General features: G+C 35.3%; 19 protein-coding genes. 6 read left to right on the top strand and 13 right to left on the bottom strand.

The features are described from left to right. Positions 1-133: 133 nt before the first annotated feature. Genes PQ463_RS17525 through PQ463_RS17535 form a run of 3 tightly spaced genes read left to right on the top strand, consistent with a single transcriptional unit; the run spans position 134 to position 5831 of the window. A complete protein-coding gene (locus tag PQ463_RS17525) occupies positions 134-1279 on the top strand; it encodes an efflux RND transporter periplasmic adaptor subunit (protein ID WP_111377688.1) in 1146 nt (381 codons plus the stop codon). Between the two features lie 18 nt (positions 1280-1297). Beyond that, positions 1298-4471, top strand: a complete 3174-nt coding sequence (locus PQ463_RS17530) for an efflux RND transporter permease subunit (RefSeq protein ID WP_274254780.1) — start codon at positions 1298-1300, stop codon at positions 4469-4471. Beyond that, positions 4464-5831 (top strand): efflux transporter outer membrane subunit, encoded by a 1368-nt coding sequence (locus PQ463_RS17535; protein ID WP_274254781.1) that lies wholly within the window; start codon positions 4464-4466, stop codon positions 5829-5831. Before PQ463_RS17530 ends, PQ463_RS17535 begins: the two co-directional genes overlap by 8 nt. A 160-nt stretch (positions 5832-5991) precedes the next feature. On the opposite strand, the gene PQ463_RS17540 is transcribed toward PQ463_RS17535, so the two are convergent. The 8 genes from PQ463_RS17540 to PQ463_RS17575 form a co-directional block, all read right to left on the bottom strand. Beyond that, positions 5992-6402 carry a BrxA/BrxB family bacilliredoxin gene (locus PQ463_RS17540; RefSeq protein ID WP_111284876.1) on the bottom strand — a complete coding sequence of 137 codons (411 nt, stop codon included), beginning with the start codon at positions 6400-6402 and terminating at the stop codon, positions 5992-5994. Between the two features lie 128 nt (positions 6403-6530). Next, a complete protein-coding gene (locus PQ463_RS17545; RefSeq protein ID WP_274254782.1) occupies positions 6531-6962 on the bottom strand; it encodes an ArsR/SmtB family transcription factor in 432 nt (143 codons plus the stop codon). 164 nt (positions 6963-7126) lie between these two features. After that, a complete protein-coding gene (locus PQ463_RS17550; RefSeq protein WP_274254783.1) occupies positions 7127-7924 on the bottom strand; it encodes a tetratricopeptide repeat protein in 798 nt (265 codons plus the stop codon). A gap of 3 nt (positions 7925-7927) precedes the next feature. Continuing rightward, positions 7928-9112 (bottom strand): lycopene cyclase family protein, encoded by a 1185-nt coding sequence (locus PQ463_RS17555; RefSeq protein WP_274254784.1) that lies wholly within the window; start codon positions 9110-9112, stop codon positions 7928-7930. 18 nt (positions 9113-9130) lie between these two features. Then, positions 9131-9592 (bottom strand): thioredoxin family protein, encoded by a 462-nt coding sequence (locus PQ463_RS17560; protein WP_274254785.1) that lies wholly within the window; start codon positions 9590-9592, stop codon positions 9131-9133. Between the two features lie 287 nt (positions 9593-9879). Then, positions 9880-12132, bottom strand: a complete 2253-nt coding sequence (locus PQ463_RS17565) for a TonB-dependent receptor (RefSeq protein ID WP_274254786.1) — start codon at positions 12130-12132, stop codon at positions 9880-9882. A 373-nt stretch (positions 12133-12505) separates the two neighbouring features. Continuing rightward, positions 12506-13411: an NAD(P)/FAD-dependent oxidoreductase gene (locus tag PQ463_RS17570; RefSeq protein ID WP_274254787.1), complete on the bottom strand. Its 906-nt coding sequence runs from the start codon at positions 13409-13411 to the stop codon at positions 12506-12508. A gap of 10 nt (positions 13412-13421) precedes the next feature. Next, the gene (locus tag PQ463_RS17575; RefSeq protein WP_274254788.1) at positions 13422-13775 is read right to left on the bottom strand and encodes a MerC domain-containing protein; all 354 of its coding nucleotides are present in this window, start codon (positions 13773-13775) and stop codon (positions 13422-13424) included. A 93-nt stretch (positions 13776-13868) separates the two neighbouring features. Here PQ463_RS17575 and PQ463_RS17580 point away from each other — a divergent pair, with 93 nt between their 5' ends. From PQ463_RS17580 to PQ463_RS17590, 3 genes are all read left to right on the top strand, one after another. Beyond that, positions 13869-14261 carry a Fur family transcriptional regulator gene (locus PQ463_RS17580; protein ID WP_274254789.1) on the top strand — a complete coding sequence of 131 codons (393 nt, stop codon included), beginning with the start codon at positions 13869-13871 and terminating at the stop codon, positions 14259-14261. 74 nt (positions 14262-14335) lie between these two features. Continuing rightward, positions 14336-16204 carry an Nramp family divalent metal transporter gene (locus tag PQ463_RS17585; RefSeq protein ID WP_274254790.1) on the top strand — a complete coding sequence of 623 codons (1869 nt, stop codon included), beginning with the start codon at positions 14336-14338 and terminating at the stop codon, positions 16202-16204. Between the two features lie 102 nt (positions 16205-16306). Beyond that, positions 16307-16960 carry a metal-dependent transcriptional regulator gene (locus PQ463_RS17590; protein WP_274254791.1) on the top strand — a complete coding sequence of 218 codons (654 nt, stop codon included), beginning with the start codon at positions 16307-16309 and terminating at the stop codon, positions 16958-16960. A gap of 292 nt (positions 16961-17252) precedes the next feature. Here the strand turns inward: PQ463_RS17590 and PQ463_RS17595 are convergent, their stop codons facing one another. The 5 genes from PQ463_RS17595 to PQ463_RS17615 form a co-directional block, all read right to left on the bottom strand. After that, positions 17253-17651 carry a hypothetical protein gene (locus PQ463_RS17595; protein WP_274254793.1) on the bottom strand — a complete coding sequence of 133 codons (399 nt, stop codon included), beginning with the start codon at positions 17649-17651 and terminating at the stop codon, positions 17253-17255. A gap of 183 nt (positions 17652-17834) precedes the next feature. Then, positions 17835-18617 (bottom strand): enoyl-CoA hydratase/isomerase family protein, encoded by a 783-nt coding sequence (locus PQ463_RS17600; RefSeq protein ID WP_274254794.1) that lies wholly within the window; start codon positions 18615-18617, stop codon positions 17835-17837. 11 nt (positions 18618-18628) lie between these two features. Next, positions 18629-20044, bottom strand: coding sequence for a sensor histidine kinase (locus PQ463_RS17605; RefSeq protein WP_274257971.1), 1416 nt, complete (start codon positions 20042-20044; stop codon positions 18629-18631). A 190-nt stretch (positions 20045-20234) separates the two neighbouring features. After that, the gene (locus PQ463_RS17610) at positions 20235-20783 is read right to left on the bottom strand and encodes a CopD family protein (protein WP_274254795.1); all 549 of its coding nucleotides are present in this window, start codon (positions 20781-20783) and stop codon (positions 20235-20237) included. Continuing rightward, the gene (locus tag PQ463_RS17615; protein WP_274254796.1) at positions 20783-21355 is read right to left on the bottom strand and encodes a hypothetical protein; all 573 of its coding nucleotides are present in this window, start codon (positions 21353-21355) and stop codon (positions 20783-20785) included. Before PQ463_RS17615 ends, PQ463_RS17610 begins: the two co-directional genes overlap by 1 nt.

Raw genomic sequence — 21355 nt, forward strand, 5'->3', positions numbered from 1 at the left:
TAAAATTTTAACTAAAATTAACAAAATTCGTACAATATTTAATCATCTAACCAAAAAAATGCTAACTTAGCTATTGCACTTTATTGGTTTTTAGTCAGTTGTATTTAATGAATTTTATCTAAAGAATTTAACAATGAACAAAATCTATTCTTCAGCAATTTTATTAAGTTTCTTATTTTTTTCTTGCAAAAAAGAAACCCCGCCAGCGCCCAAACCTTTAGAAATTTCAGTTACTTCAGTTTTACAGCAAGATGTAGATTTAGAATCTGAATATACGGGGCAGACTTTTGGTCAATCTGATATACAAATTAACCCCCGAGTTGATGGTATTATCGAAAGTATGAATTTTAAAGAAGGAAGTTTTGTCAAGAAAGGACAGGTTCTTTATACAATTGATCCTTTACCATACAGAGCCAAACTTAACGAAGCTCAGGGTGTGGCTGCAGAATCGCAGGCGAGATTATCTAAAACCAAATCAGATTTGGACATGATTACTCCTTTAGCCAAAATGAATGCTGTCAGCCAACGAGAATTGGTTTCTGCAAAAGCTGCATATAACGCTTCTTTAGCCCAAATAAAAGCTTCAGACGCTTCGGTTCAAAATGCTCAGATAGAATTGGGTTATTGTCAAATTTTAGCACCAATTTCAGGATTAATCGGTATTTCTAAAGTCCGCGTTGGTGATTATGTAAGACCTGGCGCCATGTCTATTTTAAACACTATTTCTGATCTTGGTGATGTAAGAGTACGATTTACAATTAGCGAACAGGAATTTCTTCGTCTTTTTAGAGAGTTTAGCAAACCAAATTCTGCTTTAAAAGGCTCTGGCGCTACTGTAACTATAAAATTATCTGACGGTTCTATCTATCCTGAGAAAGGAAAAGTAAGTTTTGCCGACAGACAGATCGATCCTTCTACAGGAGCAATCACATTTGAAGCTACATTTCCTAATCCTGACAAATTACTCCGTCCGGGGCAATATGTAAAAGTGGCATTGCTTACAGACATTCGCAAAGACGCAATTGTGATTCCGCAACGCGCAGTCATTGAAGTTCAAGGAATCTATCAAGTATATGTAGTAGGCAATGATAACAAAGTACAAATGCAAATTGTAAAACCAGGCCCTTCTGTTAAAAACGGTTATATTATTGAAGAAGGATTAAAACCTGGCGACAAGATAGCCATGGGAGGTACTTCGTTATTGAAAAACGGAAGTGTCATTACTCCTAAAATCGTTCAATGGCAATTGGGCGATCCAGAAACTGTAGCTGCAAAGTAATCTAAATCACATACTATTATGGGAGAATTTTTCGTCCGAAGACCGATTGTTGCCATTGTAATTAGTATTATCATTGTGATACTTGGATTACTGGCATTACAAAAAACACCTATTTCGCAATATCCGGATATTAATCCGCCTGTTGTAAAAATTACTACTTCTTTTACAGGAGCAAATGCGCTGAATGTGGAGCAAGCAGTAGCTACTCCGATCGAGCAAAAAGTGAATGGTGTCGAAAATATGTTGTACATGAAATCGATCAATACTTCTGATGGTGCTTGTACCATTGAGGTAACTTTCGACGTAGGAACCAATCTGGACAACGCCAATATGCTTACGCAAAACAGACAAAACCAGTCTGCTCCCTTTATGCCTTCGAGTGTAAAACAACAAGGTGTTGTGGTAAAAAAGTCTCTTTCGTTCCCGATGATGCTTTTTACGATTACTTCTACCAATCCTAAATATGATGCTAAATTTTTAAATAACTACGCCAGTATAAATGTTGTTGACCAGCTGGCTCGTATTAAAGGAGTTGGAGAGGTTGCTCTTTTTGGAGGTAGTGATTACTCGATGCGTATTTGGTTGAAGGCCGACATGATGAGCAAGCTTGGCATAACGGTTGAAGATGTCAAAAATGCTCTGAACGCACAAAATATGATTAGTCCAGGAGGAAAATTTGGAGCTGAACCAGCACCTCCCAATACTGAATTCACCTACGGTGTAACACTTCAAGACCGATTGGTAACTGAAAAAGAATTTGGAAATATCGTAGTTCGAAGCAAAGAAGATGGAGCGCAAGTTTTACTTGCCGATATTGCCCGAATCGAATTAGGAACTGAAAATTACAGCTCAACAGCCAGAAGAAATAGTTCTCCAAGTGCGGTTGTTGCTTTATACCAAATGCCAGGAAGTAATGCTCTTGACGTGGCAGAAACTGCAAAAGCAACAATGAAACAATTGTCTGAGAGATTTCCGCAGGACATTGTATATCAAGAATCTTTAGATACTACACTTGCCATTACTGCAGGGGTTGATGATATTGTTCACACTCTTTTTGAGGCTATTATATTGGTTATTTTGGTGGTATTTATATTCCTGCAAAACTGGCGCGCGACTTTAATTCCGTTAATTACAGTTCCAGTTTCGCTGATAGGCACTATTGCGGTTTTCCCAATGTTGGGATTTTCGATCAATACACTTTCGCTTTTAGGATTAGTATTGGCAATTGGTATTGTGGTCGATGATGCGATTGTGGTTGTAGAAGCCGTAATACATCATATCGAACATGGAAAAACTCCTAAAGAGGCTACCGTTCAAGCGATGAAAGAGGTTTCTGGACCAGTAATTGCCATCGCATTAATTCTATGTGCCGTTTTTATTCCAGTAGCTATGACGCCTGGAATTACAGGACGTTTCTATCAGCAATTTGCCATAACCATTGCCGTCTCGGTCGCCTTTTCGGCATTTAGTGCTTTGTCTTTAAGTCCCGCACTTTGTGCTATGCTTTTAAAACCAACAAAACCTCTTGATCAGCAAAAAGGATGGCTTGCCAAATTCTTTTCTTGGTTCAATAGGGTTTTCGAAAATGTGACCGGAAAGTATATTGGCGGAGCAACATTCTTTGCCAAAAAAGCAATGCGTATTGTAGTTTTACTGGCTGTTATACTAGTTTCAATTGTGCTTTTAGGCAAAAAGATTCCGTTAGGATTTATTCCTGAAGAAGATCAAGGATATGTTTTGGTAAATATTGCCTTGCCACCTGCATCATCTTTACAGCGTACGGATGAAATATCTAAAAAAGTAGACAGTTTCCTTAAAGAAGAAAAATCTATTCTGTCTTATACCACGATAAACGGATTTAGTATGCTTACAAACTCTTATCAGCCAAATAATGCTTTCATCTTTATTTCTCTAAAACCTTGGGAAGAAAGAGCTGAAACGGCTAAACAGTTTGTAGACCGATTCAATAAAAAACTGGCCACTCAAATTACGACTGCGACTTGTTTTTCATTTGGTCCACCCGCAATTCAAGGTTTAGGTGCCTCTGCAGGATTTAGTTTAATGCTGCAAGATCGTGGAGGAAATACGCCGCAATATTTAGCAGAACAGACGCAAAAATTTATTGCCGCGGCACAGCAGCGTCCAGAAATAAAACGAATTTATACCACTTTTAATGCTGGTACTCCACAAATTAAACTGGATATCGACAACGACAAGGCAATGAAATTAGGAATACCTGTTTCTAAAGTAACCGAAGCGCTTGGAGCCTTTTTGGGAGGAAGTTATGTAAATGACTTTAACCGTTTCGGACGTCAATATAAAGTGTATGTGCAAGGAGAAGCTTTTAATCGTGTAAAACCAGAAGATTTAAACATGATTTATGTCAAAAACAACAAAGGTGATATGCTCCCAGTTTCGACATTAGTTACAGCAACTAAAGTTTCAGGTCCCGATTTTACGAATCGTTTAAATTTATTCCGATCTGCTGAAATTGGAGGAAGTCCAAACGATGGTTATAGTAGTGCGCAGGCTTTAACTGCATTGGAGGAAGTCGCCAAAGAGACTTTGCCTGCAGACATGAGTTATGATTACATCAACTTATCGTATCAGGAAAAGCATTCGCCAGGAGGATCTTCTGTATTTATTATGGCATTGGTTTTTGTGTTCTTAATCCTAGCTGCACAATACGAAAGCTGGAAACTGCCATTTAGTGTACTTCTTGGAGCGCCTTTTGCAGTGTTTGGAGCCTTTTTAGGACTTCTTTTGGCAAGATTTGGAAGTGATGCTTATGTCAACAACGTTTTTGCGCAAATCGGACTCGTTTTACTTATCGGATTAGTAGCAAAAAATGCCATTCTGATCGTTGAGTTTGCCAAAGAAGAATATGAAAAAGGAAAACCTCTTTACGAATCGGCAATGTATGCGGCAAGACTTCGTTTTCGACCGATCTTGATGACTGCTTTTGCTTTCATTCTTGGAGTAGTTCCATTATTGACTGCCACTGGTGCAGGTTCTCAAGCCCGTATTGTAATGGGAATGGCTGTATTTAGCGGTATGTTAATCGCTACGGTTTTAGGTGTATTAATTGTACCAGGTCTATTTGTTATGATTGAAAAAATTGGACACAAGAAAGAAGAAACAATCGTAGCTGGAGAAAACAATGTAGAATCAAATACTACAGACCATGAGTAAGAAATATAAAATAATCGTTATTGTATTGGTTCTTTCCTTATTTCCTGCAGGATGTATGGTTGGACCAAAATATAAAAAACCTGAGCAGTTAAAATCAGATTCTTATAGAAACGAAAGAAATTTAGACAGTCTCGCTTCGGTAACCAATTTAAAATGGTTTGATTTGTTTAATGATGATGTTTTAAAAGGTCTTATCCAAAAAGGCCTTGAGAATAATTACGATTTAAAAATTGCGGTTTCAAGAATTGAGCAGTTTCGCGCTCAATTAGGCTATACCAAAGCCGATTTATTTCCAAGTATACAATATGGAGCTACTATAAACAGCAACGAAAAGTATATTACTCCTTCAACAGCAGGAGCCAGCATGTCTTGGGAACTTGATTTCTGGGGAAAATTTCGCCATGAAAATAATGCTGTTAAAAATGAACTTCTTGCTACAGAAGAAGCTCGTAAAGTAATCTTGTCTGATATCGTAGCCAATATTGCAATAGCGTACTTTCAGATGCGAAATTTTGATGATCAGCTGGAAATAACCAAACATACTCTTGAAACTAGAGAGAAGTATTATCAAATTATAAGCGAGAGATTTGAAAAAGGGTATATCTCCGAAGTTGATAAAGTACAGATTGAACAGCAGGTTGCGATTGCCGAAGCTGCAATTCCTAATATTGAAAGACAAATAACCTATCAAGAAAATACCATTGCACTCCTTACAGGTCAGCTTCCTACTGAAATTCCTCGAGGAAAAAGCAATACCGAGTTACAAATAGTCAGTCAAATTCCATTGTCAATTCCGTCTGCCTTATTAGAAAACAGACCAGATGTAAAAGCGGCCGAATTAAGATATGCCGCTGCCAACGAAAGAATTGGTGTAGCTCAAGCAATGCGTTTTCCGTCTATTAATCTAGCTGCCATTGCAGGATTTGCCAGTGCCGATTTGAGTAATCTCTTTTTAGGAAGTTCTTATATGCAAAATGCTTCTGGTGGAATTGCAGGGCCAATATTCGCTTTCGGAAAAAACAAAAGAAGAGTTGAAATAAACAGACAACAAGCAGAACAGTTCAAATTTCTTTATCAACAAAAATATATTGATGCCGTTTCTGAAGTAGAACAATCTATACAAAACGTTAGAACTTATCAAGAAGAATGGAAAGCACGCAACAGACAAGTGCAAGCGGCTTTAATAAACTACAAACTATCTCACGAAAGATATGACAGTGGTTACGTTTCTTACTTAGAAGTTTTAGATGTCGAAACCAACCTTTTCAATGCACAGTTAAGTCTGGCACAATTATCAGAAAGACAATTGAGCTCAATGGTTGAATTGTACAAAGCACTTGGCGGGGGATGGAATCTCTAAGATTCTGAGATTCTAAGTTGCTAAGGTTCTAAGTTTTTTGATCCGATACTTATAAAAAACAAAAAAGCACTATTTTCATAGTGCTTTTTTGTTGTAAATCTTTGTCGCTTTAATTCTAAACTTAGCATCTCAGAATCTTAGCAACTTAGTATCTTAAAAATTAACAGAACTCGTTAAACGCGTCTTGCAAATTCTCAGCAATTAATTCAGCTGGGCGTCCTTCGATGTGGTGACGCTCTAACATGTGAACCAATTCTCCGTTTTTAAACAAAGCCATAGATGGCGAAGATGGAGGAAATGGGAACATATGTTGTCTTGCAGCATCAACAGCTTCTTTGTCAACACCTGCAAAAACAGTAATTAAATGATCTGGTTTTTTAGCATTATCCAAACTCATTTTTGCTCCCGGACGTGCATTTCTTGCAGCGCACCCGCAAACAGAGTTCACAACAACTAAAGTGGTACCTTCAGCTTTGATCGCATTCTCAACAGCTTCAGCACTATGTAAATCTTGAAAACCTGCAGCTGTTAATTCAGCTTCCATTGGTTTTACCATGTCTAGTGGATACATATTCTTGTTTTTTAAATTGTACTTTTTGAACTGCAAAGTTACAAAGTTTACTCGCAACTAGTTACTTTGAAGTATAAAGTTTTGTTATAGTTCAATATCAAATTTTAAAACAGAGATTTTACAAATACTTAAAGAGCTTCCTCTTTAATAATTTTATGGGGAAATTGATAATTATACTGCTTCAAATGTCTGTTTCTGCCTCTCATTTTATGTCTCGTAGCTAAAACTGTTGATTTATCCTGCTCTGAAATTTCAATAGTTGAAAGGTAATTGCTGACATATTTTTTAAGAACTTCTATATTATCAACTGTTATAGAATAAATTGTTTTTTTCCCTTCATATTTTACATCAACCAGACTAGCTTTTTTCAGTTCTAAAAGATGTTTGGATATTGTAGACTGTGCTAGTGGAATTAATTCGACAATTTCGCCACAAGTTCTGCTATCTCTTTTCCACAGAAGTGTCATAATCTGGATTCGTGTAGGATGTCCAAGAGCTTTGCAAATTTTTCCTATTGCTTCTGTTTCTATATCAAAATTCAATTGTTTTGTGATTCCCATAACTTGTCAATTCATTCATTATCGCAAAAAGCCGATGTTGTTTTGGATCGCAAATTTATACAGAGAACTTTCTCACAAAAACCTTAAAAAGTTATAAAAACAAAAGAATAAGGTATTTTTAGTACAAAAACATTTTTCTTTAAAAAAATAGATTTTGCTGATTATTATTTACCAAACTTCTTCTGGTAAGGGTAAGTCTCATAAATCGTATTGTCTTCATTAATTGAAAAACCTTTAGCTGCATCTTCTCTTGCAATGCCAACCAATGCAACAGCTTCTTCTCTTGGCTTTCCTTGTTTCAGCCAGCAAATTGCTTTATAATACTTCGCATCTGAAAATTCAGGATAGATTTTCAATGCCTTATCAAAAATAGCAATCGCTTCATCCCATTTTTTAAGTTCATATTTGGCAATTCCTTGATAAAAATATGCCGTAGGATGCTCTAACTGCTGACGATTTTTGTAAATATCATTTACATAATCGTCAAAAAGCTTTTCTGCTTTTTCATATTCATTCAGCTGAAGATAGCAAAGTCCTTTATAAAAATTGAACGAATGGTCCATAACATAACTATTTCCATACAGTTTTATGGCTTCATCAAAGTCTATGATAGCCTCTTTATACTCGTGCGAAAAAATGCATTTCATAAAAGCGCGATACGACAACCAGCGTTCTTTATTATAGAAGACAGCTTTATCTAGAAAAGGCATACCAACTTCGTACTTTTTACATTTAAAATAAGGCATTGCTTTCTGCTGCCATAAATAGGCAACAGTACTGTCTTTTTTCAAACCCTGATCAAGACAATCTTGCCATTCAGTCATTTCAAAAATATAATTGTGTTTTTCGGCGCAATTGCTTAAAAATTCTTCCACAATAGCATCATGTGCCTTATTTGTCGAAACTTGTCCGAACGATAATACAGTAAAAAAGAAACTAGATAATAAAGTAATGGTTTTCAATGGTTACGTTTTTGAGTTAGATTTATTTGAAAGAAAAATCACTCTAAATAACGCTTTAATAAATGGAAGTTTTGGACACTTTAAAATAACTTTAACATCTTCTAAAAAAGTAGTTTCTTCGTCCAAAAACTTAAAAATCAACTTTGGATTTCCTTTTTTAAACAAAGAAGAAAAAATGGAACTTCCCAATTCGTTATAGCGATACAGAATATCCAAAAGCAATAAATCGTAAAACCAAAACTTAGATTTTTTATGAAAGTCTTTCATTCTAAAATCTTTGTTTTGAATAAAATCAACTAAATCTGATGATTTTTTATCCGAGCTCTTAAACGTATAACCTGTGCTCGCTTTTGTCCAGCCTCCTGCTGTGCCGATATTCAAAACCCGTTTGGTATTTTTTTCCCAAAAAGGATAACAGGTCATTGGAATGCTTCCCTCCTCTTTTTCGAGAATTTGATATTGGCTTGCGCCGAGCTTCTTCAGATAAATTTGAATTTCAGTTTCGTACTCTTCTTTTGGAAGCAATTTTTCCGAAAATAAAGTATATTCAACCAAAGCTTCTGTTTTTGAAGTCGGCAAAACATACATAAAGCGTGTATTTCCCTTTTGCTCAATAGAAAAATCCATGAAAGTAACTTCTTCTGGATTGAAAACTTCCTCTTTCGTTTTCACAAACCAACCCACAAAATGCTGTTGCAAAACGGCATATTTGTTTTGCCTTTCGGCGAAAACCTTAGTATAAATGCTGTTAAATAAATAATTACAGGTAAATCTATTTTCTTCTGTGCCAACGAAAACGTGAGTTTCTAATTCGTTGATATCGGTTACTTTTTCATTTAGAAAAGTAATATTTGAATGTTTGAAAAGTTCCTCAAAAACAAAATTGTAAAAATCGATTCCGTTAATTTTATTGTATTTATAAGGCTTCAACGCTAAATGTCGTTCAAACTTTTCATTAGCAAATAAAGCAAAATCCCATTTTTTAGAAATAACCGAATCCCAAACGCTTTCTTCCTTTTCCCAAAAGCACCAAGTTCTATCGTTGCTTTTCTTTGAATCCTGATCGAGTAGTAAAATCGACTTGTCAGAGAATTTTCCAGATAGCACCATTTTGTAAACCGTCATCAGAGATGCGAGTCCAGTTCCTGTAAAAATGTAATCGAAATGTGGGATTTGCGAAGAATTCATTCTCAAAAATAAGAAAATTTATTTTTCAAGTTTCTCCAAAAGAATTTTAAAATCTTTTGTGCCCAAATAGATATTGTACTGAAAAATGATTTCGTTTTTCTCATTTAAAACGCACAAAGTCGGATATGCGATTTGATTATTAATTGTTCCCAGCTGCAATGCCAGTTCGTGAACTCCGATATTATTTCCAGAAGGTTTGTATTTAAAAGTGTGATTATTAAATCTAATGTCTCGTTTTTCCTCTGCATTAAAATCAACAAAATAGAAATCGGAGTTTAGTTTTTCAATAATTTCTTGATCTTTAAAAGTTGTAGCTTTCATTCGTTGGCAAAACTGACACCAATCGGTATGTATAAAAACAATAATTTTTCTTTTTTTAATTTGTTGTAAGCTGTCTACTTCTTCAAAAGTTCTGCTTTTCAATTGGCAGAATCCCGTTGAAGTTATTCCGAAGAGAATTAAGAGAAACAGCTTTTTCATTTTTTTGTTTTTTTTGCCACAGATTAAAAGGATTAGAAAAGATTTTTTCACTTCTTTTGCCTCCCTGAGCGAAGTCGAAGGGCGCTCCAATTGGAACGGGGCTTCGACTTCGCTCAGCCTGACGGAGAAAAACAATCTTTCTAAAAATTTTAACACATAGAAACATAGATTTCTTTGCTTTTAAAGATTACAAAAGAAGCTAGCTTCCACACATAGCTATGTGAATTGATGCAAGTGAAACGCCTTTTTACACAAAGTTACACTATGTTTCTATGTGTTTAAAAAAATCACCTAAAAGTATATCGCAATCCCAAAAATCCGCGAATAGTTTGGTTTTGACCATAAACATAAGTTGTATCAAATGTCAATCCGTATGGATTGTCAGGCGTTACCAATACTTTTCCGGCTGAATCGTATTGCACATTTTTGTCGAAAGGATCGTTTGTTCTAGAAATCAAAAACGGATTATTTTGCATTGGTGTAAAATTCAGCAGATTTTTGATTCCGCCATAAACTTCAAAATCTTTCCATCCTGAATAGGTAAACTGAATATTCTGAATACTATACCAAGGCGAATTTGGGCTTCTCGGATCGGTTTCACTCAGCAAAGGTAATTTCATCGGACTATAAACATTTCCTGTGTAATCCATCGACAAATCCCAAGGTTGTATTTTATACGAAATACTCCATGTTGCAGTGAAATTCTCAGTCAAAAAAGGTCTTTCTGAAATACCATTTTCCACATTTTTATTATCTAAAACTGTCGCTCCGACAATAAATTTTAATCCAGAGGGAAAATTAAGATCAATATTTGTGCTAATTCCTTGACTCAAAGCGTAACCATCAATATTGTCGTAGATAATCTCGTTTGGATTAGTCTCATAATCTGAAATGATTTTATTACTGAATCTGGTATAAAAAGCAGTTGTTTCAATTCCCATAAAAGTTCCGTTTCCGAAATTGATTTTCTGAATGTAGTTTAAATTCACATTTACAGATTGTTCGGGTTTTAAGTCGTTTTTAATAATGACATCTCTCGAGCCTGTCAAAGCCGCATGATCTTCTGTAAACAAATTCACAACTCTGAATCCCGTTCCAGCATTTAATCTAAAAATCGTGTTTTCGCTTGCCTTAAATCTATAAGCAAATCGCGGTGTGAAAATTGAGCCGTGAATCGAATTGTAATCATAACGCATTCCTAACAAAACCTGACTTTTTGGAGAAAAAGTAATTTCGTCCTGAACAAAAATTCCAGGAAGCCAAGTATTTTCAGCTTCTTTAGTTGCGGTTGTATTATCGTCGTAATACGTATATCGACTGGCAATTCCTGCCAGTAAATCATTTCGTCCGATTTTTTTATCCCAAGTCAGCTGTAAAAATCCAATTTTCTGATTGGCAATATAAGATGTTGTTCCATAACGGCTGTCTTGATAATGGACATTTCCAGAGAACGAAAGCATCAGTTTTTCTTCAAACGGCAATTGATAGCTTCCAATTAATTCGGCTCTTTTGGTATAAATGCTTTCACCGTAAATTTCGTCTCCACCGCGATATTTTTTCTCCCAACGAATATCTCCACCCCAACGATCTTCATACATTCCACGAGCAGCGATCGTAAAAAGACGATTATGGTTTCGTTGAAAACTCCATTTATTAAAAACCGAAATTCGTTCAGAAAGCGTTACATCGGTAAAATTGTCATTGTCTTTATCGATAACCTGATCGTAGTTGAAGTAATTAACACCAATAAGAGAAATTGCTTTTTTGCCCGCATTAAACTTCATTCCCAAATCGAGATTGCTTTCAAAATAAGAAGTCGTAAAATAATCGGCAGAAAAGACGGGTGCGTTAGTCGGGCTTTTAGTTATAATGTTGATTAAACCTCCAACCGCTTCACTACCATAAAGAGACGAAGCTGGGCCTTTTACAATTTCAATTCGTTCCACCAAAGAATTTGGAATTCCAGACAAGCCATAAACCGTCGAAAGACTGCTCACAATTGGCATTCCGTCAATCATCACCAAAGTATACGGACCTTCCAATCCATTTATATGAATATCTCCTGTATTACAAACGCCACAATTAAGTTGTGGACGAACTCCATTTATATTCTGAAGCGCATCATAAATACTTGGCGTTGGATTTTTCTTGAAGAAAACAGGCGAATAAACCTCAACCGGAACAGCGCTTTCTAATCTTTTTACAGGTTTTAAAGTTCCCGAAACCACAACTTCATTCAATTCATTTTGATCTTCTTCTAATTCAAAATCTAAATTCAAGTTTTCATTTTCTAAAACTGAAATTCTTTGGGTTATGGGTTTGAATCCAGTCGAGGTTACATTTATTTTATAATTCCCATTCGGGATACTTTCGAATTTATAAAACCCTAGAGAATCGGTTTGCGTTTTAAAGTTTGTACTCAATAAACGGATGGTAATTTCTTGATCAATAGGAAGTATACTTTCTACTTTTCCAGAGATATTTTGAGAAAAAATGCTTTTCGTTAAAATTATCAATATTACCAAAAATAAATATTTCATTATTATAAAATTAAATTTAGACAAATCTAAAAATTAAATTTGACAAATAATTATTTAGAAATATTTTTTTTAAAACATTTCTATTTCAATCCGTTAAAAATGTTTAAACACATAGAAATATAGATTTATATTACTTATGGAAAGAGAAATAGAAAAAGCTAGCTTTCACACATAGCTATATGCTCTAATTTCAATAGCGTCCAGCTTTAGCTGGATGAAACATAAAAAACACGAAAAAGGCTTTAGCCAAACCTATTATTTTTGGCTAAAGCCTTTTCTAATTCAAATCCTTATTCCCCTAGCTAAAGCTAGGGGCTATGCAATTCTTTCTATAAAATCCGACAGGTTTTTAAAACCTGTCGGATTTAAAACATCAGAACTCTTCGTCAATAAGTTCTTTATTAATTACCGCTCCAGCGAAAGAACCTGTAGAAACTGCAATTGCCACTGATCGCATTTGAGTTGTACAATCTCCACTTGCAAAAACGCTTTTGATATTTGTTTTTTGCATCGCATCTACTTTCAGCAATCCTTGTTCGCTAATATCACATCCCAAAATTTCAGGTATTGGACAATGCTGTTCAAAAGGTGGTTTGGCATAAATCGCTTTTACCTCAACTTTTTCTCCGTTCTTAAAAATGATCTTTTTAATATATCCTGCATTATGCTCAAAAGAATCTATTTCTTGTTCAAAAATCTGAACTCCATGATTTTTAAGAATTTTTAGTTGCTCTAAAGTCAATTCCAATTTTCCGTTCGTACATAATCTCAAGTCTTTTGTCCAATTCGAAATCAGTTTGGCATATTCAAATCCCATTTCTCCATTGGCTATAATCGCCGTTTTTTCGTTTTTAACTTCATAGCCATGACAATACGGACAATGCAAAACCGAAATTCCCCAACACGCGGCAAAACCTTCAATTTCAGGAATCAGGTCTTTAACTCCCGTTGCAAACAATACTTTTCTTGAAGTAAAAACAGCTCCAGATTCGGTTGCAATTTCGAAACCGTTTTCTGTTTTAAGCGCTTTCACAGCAAGTCCGTTATAGAATTGAACCGTTTTATAAATGTCTACTTGCAGTTTGGCTTTCGCCGAAATAACTGCTGGCTTTTCGCCATCTTGCGTAAGGAAATTATGAGAATGTGGTGTTTGTCTATTGCAAGGCAAGCCGCTGTCGATAACCAAAACCTGACGCAAGGAGCGCCCTAAACTCATTGCTGCAGACAATCCGCTGTAACTGCCGCCAATGATAATCACTTCAAAATGCTTCTGTTCCATATTTCTATTTTTAATGATTTTGTTTCCTATGTAATTTGTAATTGATTAAATGCCCGATAATCATTCCAATTCCTCCAAAATAGATCAAATCAAGATGAATTTCGAAAAACAAATCAATCAAAATACTGATCCAAATCAGCGCCATGGAAACAACCAAAATGGACGATACCAAAAGAGATGATTTTTTTATAATTTTGAGAATTGCAAATAAACCTATCGAAGCAAATAGTAAATCTATAATTGGATTGTGACTCAACCCTAAAGGAAGGATTGTGAGAAGAGGAAAAACCAAACAATGAACCAAACAGATGGTTGCGCTTGAAATTCCTAAAATATCGTAAAAAGGTGTGCTTATTTTCTTCATTATGTGTACTTTTGCTTAATGCAATTTTGTTGCAAATATATACAATTTTATCAATTGCAACATTGTTGCGTTTAATTTTTAACTTCATAAAAAATGAAAGCTACACGTAATACCGCAGCAAAAACGGCTGTTTTAGAGGTCTTTGAAAAATCTAAAACGGCTCTTTCGCACACTGAAATTCACAAACAATTAAATGATTTGTGCGACCGCGTTACCATTTACCGAATTCTAGACCGATTAATTAATGAAGATGTTATTCATAAAATTTCAAATTTGGATGGAACGGTAAAGTATGCAAAATGCAATCATTCGCATCAGCGCGTGCACATTCATAATCATGCGCATTTTAGCTGCGAGAATTGTCACGAGATTACTTGTCTTGAAACTGTAAAACCGAGTTACATTATGCCACATAATTATAAAGTAAATGAGATCAATTTTACACTGTCAGGATTGTGTCCGAATTGTTTAAATTCTAACATTTAACTTTTAGACTCGTCTAAAAATATTGTTTCGCGAATATAATTTTTCTCTATATTTGTGAAAACAATACTTTTACAATGACCAAATCTTTAGAAGAAGTCCACGAATCGGTTTCCACAGAAAATAAAAAAAAAGGTTTTAGAAAAATTTTAGCCTTCCTAGGTCCCGCTTATTTGGTAAGTGTTGGCTATATGGATCCTGGAAACTGGGCAACCGATATTGCTGGCGGAAGCCAATTCGGATACACTTTAGTCTGGGTTTTATTGATGAGTAATTTAATGGCTTTGCTTTTGCAGAGCTTAAGTGCGCGCCTCGGAATTGTAACCCAGCGCGATCTTGCGCAAGCCTCTCGAGAAACCTATTCCAAATACATCAATTACATTCTATATTTCCTTGCCGAAATTGCCATTGCAGCCTGCGATCTTGCCGAAGTTCTCGGAATGGCAATCGGGATTAATCTGCTTTTCGGAATTCCGCTAATCGAAGCGGTTCTAATTACTGTTTTAGACACCTTTTTACTGCTTTTCCTGATCAATAAAGGAATTCGTAAGATGGAAGCCTTCATTATTGCTTTAGTGGCGATTATTGGCTTCTCTTTTATTTTCGAAATGATTTTTGCAGAACCGGAAGTTCACAAAGTTCTGGCAGGACTTATTCCTTCGATTCCCAACTCAGCAGCTTTGTATATCGCTATCGGAATTATCGGTGCAACTGTAATGCCTCACAATTTATATTTGCATTCCTCTTTGGTGCAAACCAGAAAATTTGACAGAACTCCAGCGGGAATCAAACAAGCTTTAAAATACAATTTGATCGATTCTACGATTGCTTTGAATCTTGCTTTCTTTGTAAATGCTGCCATTTTAATTCTTGCTGCAGCGACTTTCCATAAAAATGGAATGTTTGAAGTTGCCGAAATTCAAGATGCACATCAATTTCTTGAACCGCTTTTAGGAACCAAATGGGCACCAATATTATTTGCCGTTGCTTTAATCGCTGCTGGACAAAGTTCGACCGTTACAGGAACACTTGCAGGACAAATCGTAATGGAAGGTTATCTGCATTTCAGAATTCAGCCTTGGGTTCGTAGAATTATAACGCGTTTGATTGCCATTATACCTGCCGTAATCGTAATTTTAATTTATGGCGAAAGCGTAACAGGGAAGCTTTTAATTCTAAGTCAGGTTATTTTGAGTTTACAACTCGGATTTGCCATTATTCCGCTGATTCATTTTGTAAGTGATAAGTCAAAAATGAAAGGTTTTCATATTTCCAGAACCACTCAGGTTGTTTCCTGGATCATTGCATCTATTATTGTTTCTTTGAATGCCAAATTGGTTTATGACGAAATCACTTCGTGGTTAGCAAATTCAGACAATCCAATGGTTCTTTGGCTTACGGTTGTTCCATTAGCTATCGCATTCTCTGTTTTATTGCTGTACATTGTTTTCAAACCATTTATTGCCAAATTCAAATCAAAAGCTATAAATCATTCGCCTCACAATCTTAAACTGAAGTTTTCGCCAAGAGAAAGTAAGAGCATTAAAAACATTGCTGTTTCTGTCGATTTCTCAAATGCCGACGAAGCCGCTTTAAACAAAGCCTTTGAATTGGGTGGCATTGACACCGAATATACGCTCATTCACATTGTAGAAACGGTCGGAGCCTTAATGTACGGAGTTAATATACAAGATTATGAAACCACAATAGATGAAAAGTTATTGCTGAAATACAAAGACATGCTTTCAGAAAAAGGATTTAAGATCAAAACAGAACTTGGTTTTGGAAAACCGACCAAAGTAATTTCGAAAATTATAAACGAAGGAAACTTCGATATTCTCGTTATGGGAACCCACGGCCACACTGGATTAAAAGATATTCTTTTCGGCACAACGGTAGATAAATTGAGACATAAAATTTCGATACCTTTGTTGATTGTTAAATAAAGTTTCTAAGATGCTGAGCTACTAAGATTCTAAGCTTTTTATTAAAAAGCCTAAAAGAAAACTTAGCAACTCAGCATCTTAGAAACTTAGAAGCTTAAAAAAATGACCTTTTCAGAAGAAAACTACTTAAAATCGATCTATCATCTGACAGCCGCTTTGGAAACAGAAGTCAGCACCAATGCTATTGCAGAAATTATGGAAACAAAAGCTTCCTCTGTAACCGATATGCTTAAAAAGCTAGCAGAGAAAGATTTGGTTAATTATAAAAAATACCAAGGAGTTTCTTTGACTGAAAACGGAAAACTGGCAGCCAAAATGATTGTGAGAAAACATCGTCTTTGGGAAGTGTTTCTGGTTGAAAAACTAAACTTTAGCTGGGATGAGGTTCACGATATTGCAGAACAATTGGAACATATCAAATCGGAACAATTGATTAATCGTTTGGACGATTTTCTAGGAAATCCGACTGAAGATCCACACGGCGATCCAATTCCAGATGCAAACGGACGAATTATTAAAATCGAAAAACATCTTTTATCTGAATTAGAAGAAAATCAAACTGGTGTTTGTGTTGGTGTAAAAGATACTTCTTCGGAGTTTTTGAAATATCTAGACAAACAAGGAATTGCTTTGGGTTCTAAAATTGAATTTCTTTCTAAAGAATCTTTTGATTTATCAGTAAAAATTAAAGTGAATGAAAGAGAATTGTCGATTTCGAATAAGATTGCTTCTAATTTGTTTGTGAAGCTGGTTTAGGTTATGTTTCATGGAAATACGCGAAGACTTTTTAGCTTTTTGATGAGAACAAATAATTCAAAAACACATAATATTGTCATTTCGACGAAGGAGAAATCTTCACAAGTAACTCCTCAACGGCTGTCAAATCTTTGTCGAGCTTCTCGCGAAGATTTCTCCTTCGTCGAAATGACAAACTAGTCGAAAAACTTACTTTTGAGGGCGGGATTCCTAGCCCCGATAGTAGTGAAAATCCTTTTGTGGCGGGTTCGCCACAAAAGATTGAAACGGATAGCGGGATTAGCTCCTAAAACTAAACAATTCCCTTCTCAATCATTTCCAACATAACTGGCGAAGCATTTTTAAAAGTCGGCGCTTGCTCAATAATACTTCCTGCGTTCTTTTTATTTACTTTGAATGTAACATCTTCATCGGTTGTGAATAAAAGTGCGGTTAAAAAAGGATTTTTAATGTGAGTGCCCAAAATCAATAAGGCTTCATCTAAAGTATGAATGCTTTCAATTTCTTCCGTTTTATATCTAAAAGTCAGAGAAACTGAGAATGTATTATCTTCATTGAGAACCAATCTGAAATATACATTCTTAAGTTCTGTATCCCCCATCGTTTTGGCCAAAGTCAGTTTTGCGAAAGTTCCGCTTTGGATGCTTTCTTTAACTCGTTCACAAAAAAGGGCAAATATTGGTTCGTACATTTTTTCTTAAGTTGCTAAGGTTCTGAGATGCTATCCCGATAGCTATCGGGACTAGGGTTTTAAACTTTGCCTAGTGTTTTACCACAAAGTTGCACAAAGATTTCGCAAAGTTACACAAAGATTCACATAAAATTTTTCTTTGTGAATCTCCGTGTTATCTCAGTGTAACTTTGCGGAATAACTTTATTTTCCTGTAAATTCTGCTTTACGTTTTTCTAAGAAAGCTGTTGTTCCTTCTTTAAAATCCTGTGTCCCGAAACATTCTCCGAATGATTTTATTTCGGTATCAAAACCATTTTTACCATCTTTAAAATTAGCATTAATGGCTTTTATCGCTTTTCCGATTGCAAATGGTGCATTTTTGATGATTTTCTGAGCAATTACGTTGGTAAATGACAGAAGCTCTTCTTGAGGCACGACATGATTTACCAAACCGTACTCTTTTGCCTGTTCAGCAGTGATCATCGCGGCAGTCATAATCAATTCCATTGCACGGCCTTTTCCGATTAATTGTGGTAAACGCTGTGTTCCTCCGTAGCCTGGAATTAATCCTAAAGTTACTTCTGGAAGTCCCATTTTTGCATTATCAGAAGCAATTCTAAAATGACAAGCCATTGCTAATTCTAGACCGCCTCCAAGAGCGAAACCATTCACCGCAGCAATTACCGGTTTTTTAAGGTTTTCAATAAAATCAAATAAAGATTCCTGCCCTTCAGCCGCTAATTGCGCGCCTTCAACAGTGGTATAATTTGCAAATTCCGAAATATCTGCTCCAGCTACAAAAGCTTTTTCTCCGCTTCCGGTTAAAATAACAACGCGAACATCATCATTTTTAGCCAATGATTGAATGGCATCACTCAGATCACTAATTGTTGCTTTATTTAAGGCATTCAATTTCGTTGGTCTGTTAATCGTAATTGTAGCAACTTTTTCTTCGATTGAAACTAAGATATTTTCGTAATTCATGACGCTATATTTTATGAGTTGGTGATAGGGAGAGAAACTGTAAACGTAGTTCCTTTTCCGTAAGTTGATTCAAAGGTAATTGTTCCTTTGTAATTTTCGATAATGTTTTTGATAATTCCAAGTCCAAGTCCCATACCACTGGTTTTGGTAGTAAATTTTGGTTCGAAAATTCTTCCTATATCTTGTTTTTGAATTCCGATTCCGTTGTCTTTTACCGCAATTTCGACATTGTTATCCTGTCTTTTTACTGTCACCAGGATCGATTTCTGAAACTGACTTTCAGGAATGGCCTGAGTTGCATTTTTAACCAAATTGGTAATCACACGAATCAATTGTGTACGATCCATTTTGGAAATGATTTCTTCTTCTTCCTTTTCAAAAGAAATATAATCTTCGTTGAAAATATCTAACGCCAATTCTACAACCTCAACCACATTTAAGGTTTCATTTTGCTGTGCAGGCATCGAAGCAAAGTTTGAAAATGCCGAAGCCACAGCCGTCATGGTATCGATTTGCTGGATTAAAGTTTCGGAGTAATCATTCATTTTCTGCTTCACATCAGGGTCATTAGGATCAAACTTTCGCTGAAAACTCTGAACCGTCAAACGCATTGGTGTAAGCGGATTTTTAATTTCGTGCGCTACTTGTTTCGCCATTTCGCGCCAAGCTTCTTCACGTTCGCTTTGCGCTAGTTTGATCGCACTTTTTTCCAGTTTATCCACCATTCCATTATACGCCGTAATCAAGAAATTGACTTCTTTGCTGTTAGCTTCCAAAACAATCTTTTCATTTTTCTGATCTAGATTGGTTTCTTCTAATCTTTCTGAAATCGTTTTTAATGATTTTGTGATATAAGTCGAAAGGAAATAAGCCAAAGCAAAAGCCACAATCAGCATAAATGAATATACTTGGCTTAAACGAATCAAGAAAGTATTCAATTCGTTATCGTAATAACCATCGTCTTCCAGATAAGGAAGATTTAAAATTCCGAGCGGTTTGAATTTTTCGTCTTTAATTAAACTATATGAAGATCTGTTCTTAACTCCATCAATAGTTTTGATATCCACGAATCGTTTTTCGATAGAAGAACGAACCAATTTTAGAATATATTCTGGAATTGGCGGTGCAATTTTATCAACGGCAAAAGACTCTTTGGATGATTTAAGCAGTTTTCCATCCAAACTGTAGATATTAATTTCAATTTTATGAATCTGCGCCAGCTCGTGGATTTTATCTTTAAAAATTAAATCTAAATTCTGAGTTTTTAGCGGATAAGTTGTAGTTGCCAGAACGTAATTGATGTGTTCCTTTACCGCATTTTCTTTGCGTTCTAAACGTTCCTGATGATATTCTTTGGCCTCGGTTTTAAACTGAATAATCGAAATCGAAGCCAATAAAAAAGACGCCACCACAATCAATACAATCATCGACAGGAAAATCCTGGTACGAAGCGATAGCATTGACATTTTGAAGTTGAGCATAGTTTTAGTATTCAGTGTTCAGATTGTTAGTGTTCAGTTATTTTACAGACGTGTAACTTTATTTTAAAGTTATAAAATATATAAAAAATTAAAAGACAATAATTGTAAACTGATCACTAAAACTGACCACTGCCAACTATTTCTTTTCTCTTATTCTTTTATAAAACCTGAATCCCAGCATAATTAAAACCGAGAATAAAATAATTCCGATTACGCCGAAAATCCAGTTGATGGCACTTTTTAAAACTACTAAAAATACAACAGCAAACAAAATAATCGTTGCGCCTTCGTTCCATAAACGCATGAAATTGTTAGAATATTTTACCTCGTCATTTTGCAATTGTTTAAAAATCTGATGGCATTTTCCGTGGTATAAATACAAAAGGAAAACGAAACACAGTTTTACATGCATCCAAGGCATTGTAATCCAAACATGACCTGCATCTGTAAAAAACAGCATCCAAAAAGCAAAAATACTCGCCAAAACCGCTGACGGCCATGTGATAATGTACCACAAACGGTAGGCCATAATTTTGTATTGTGCCTGCAGAATTTCTTTTTCTGGCGAAGGTTTCTCATTGGCTTCAATTTGGTACACAAATAAACGTACAATATAAAACAGACCCGCAAACCAAGTGATTACGAATATAAGATGCAGTGATTTGAGATAATTGTAATATTCCATTATTTCTTAAATGTAGATTTTTTAAAAAGATCAATCATTTCTTTACCATCATCTTCATCTTCATAAACAATCGAATTGACAAAGATCTTATCGTTAAAACCTCGAGAAAAAATCACTAATGTTACTACTTTTTTCCCATCCTCAGTTATTTCTATTTTAGCTCTTCTAAATGGCAAACCCGAAATATTTTCAGTACTTACCGAATAATCTCCCATTTTACCTTTTGGATAAATTTTGCCAACATCCTTCAAAAGAAGAAAATCTTTTAATCTCATATTTAGATCAAGAGCTCGAACATCATTTCCAAAAAAATCTTCGTAATTCACTGAAAAATAATTGGCTTCGTCTTTCTTAAAAACAACAATTGAATGTTTCTTTTTAGCTAAAGTCGTATCTCCTTTAATATCTATTTTCTGCTTTAAATCTACCTTTTCGTAATCATCTGGAACAGAAATTTTCCAATCGAATGTTTTATCGTGAAAGTTATTGTCTGCAAGAGAATTATTCTTTTTGCAACCTGAAAGAGTTACTAAAACAAAAAATAAAATCGCACTATATTTTAATCTATTCAT

Source organism: Flavobacterium sp. KACC 22763, assembly GCF_028736155.1.
In the GTDB taxonomy this organism is placed as follows: Bacteria; Bacteroidota; Bacteroidia; order Flavobacteriales; family Flavobacteriaceae; genus Flavobacterium.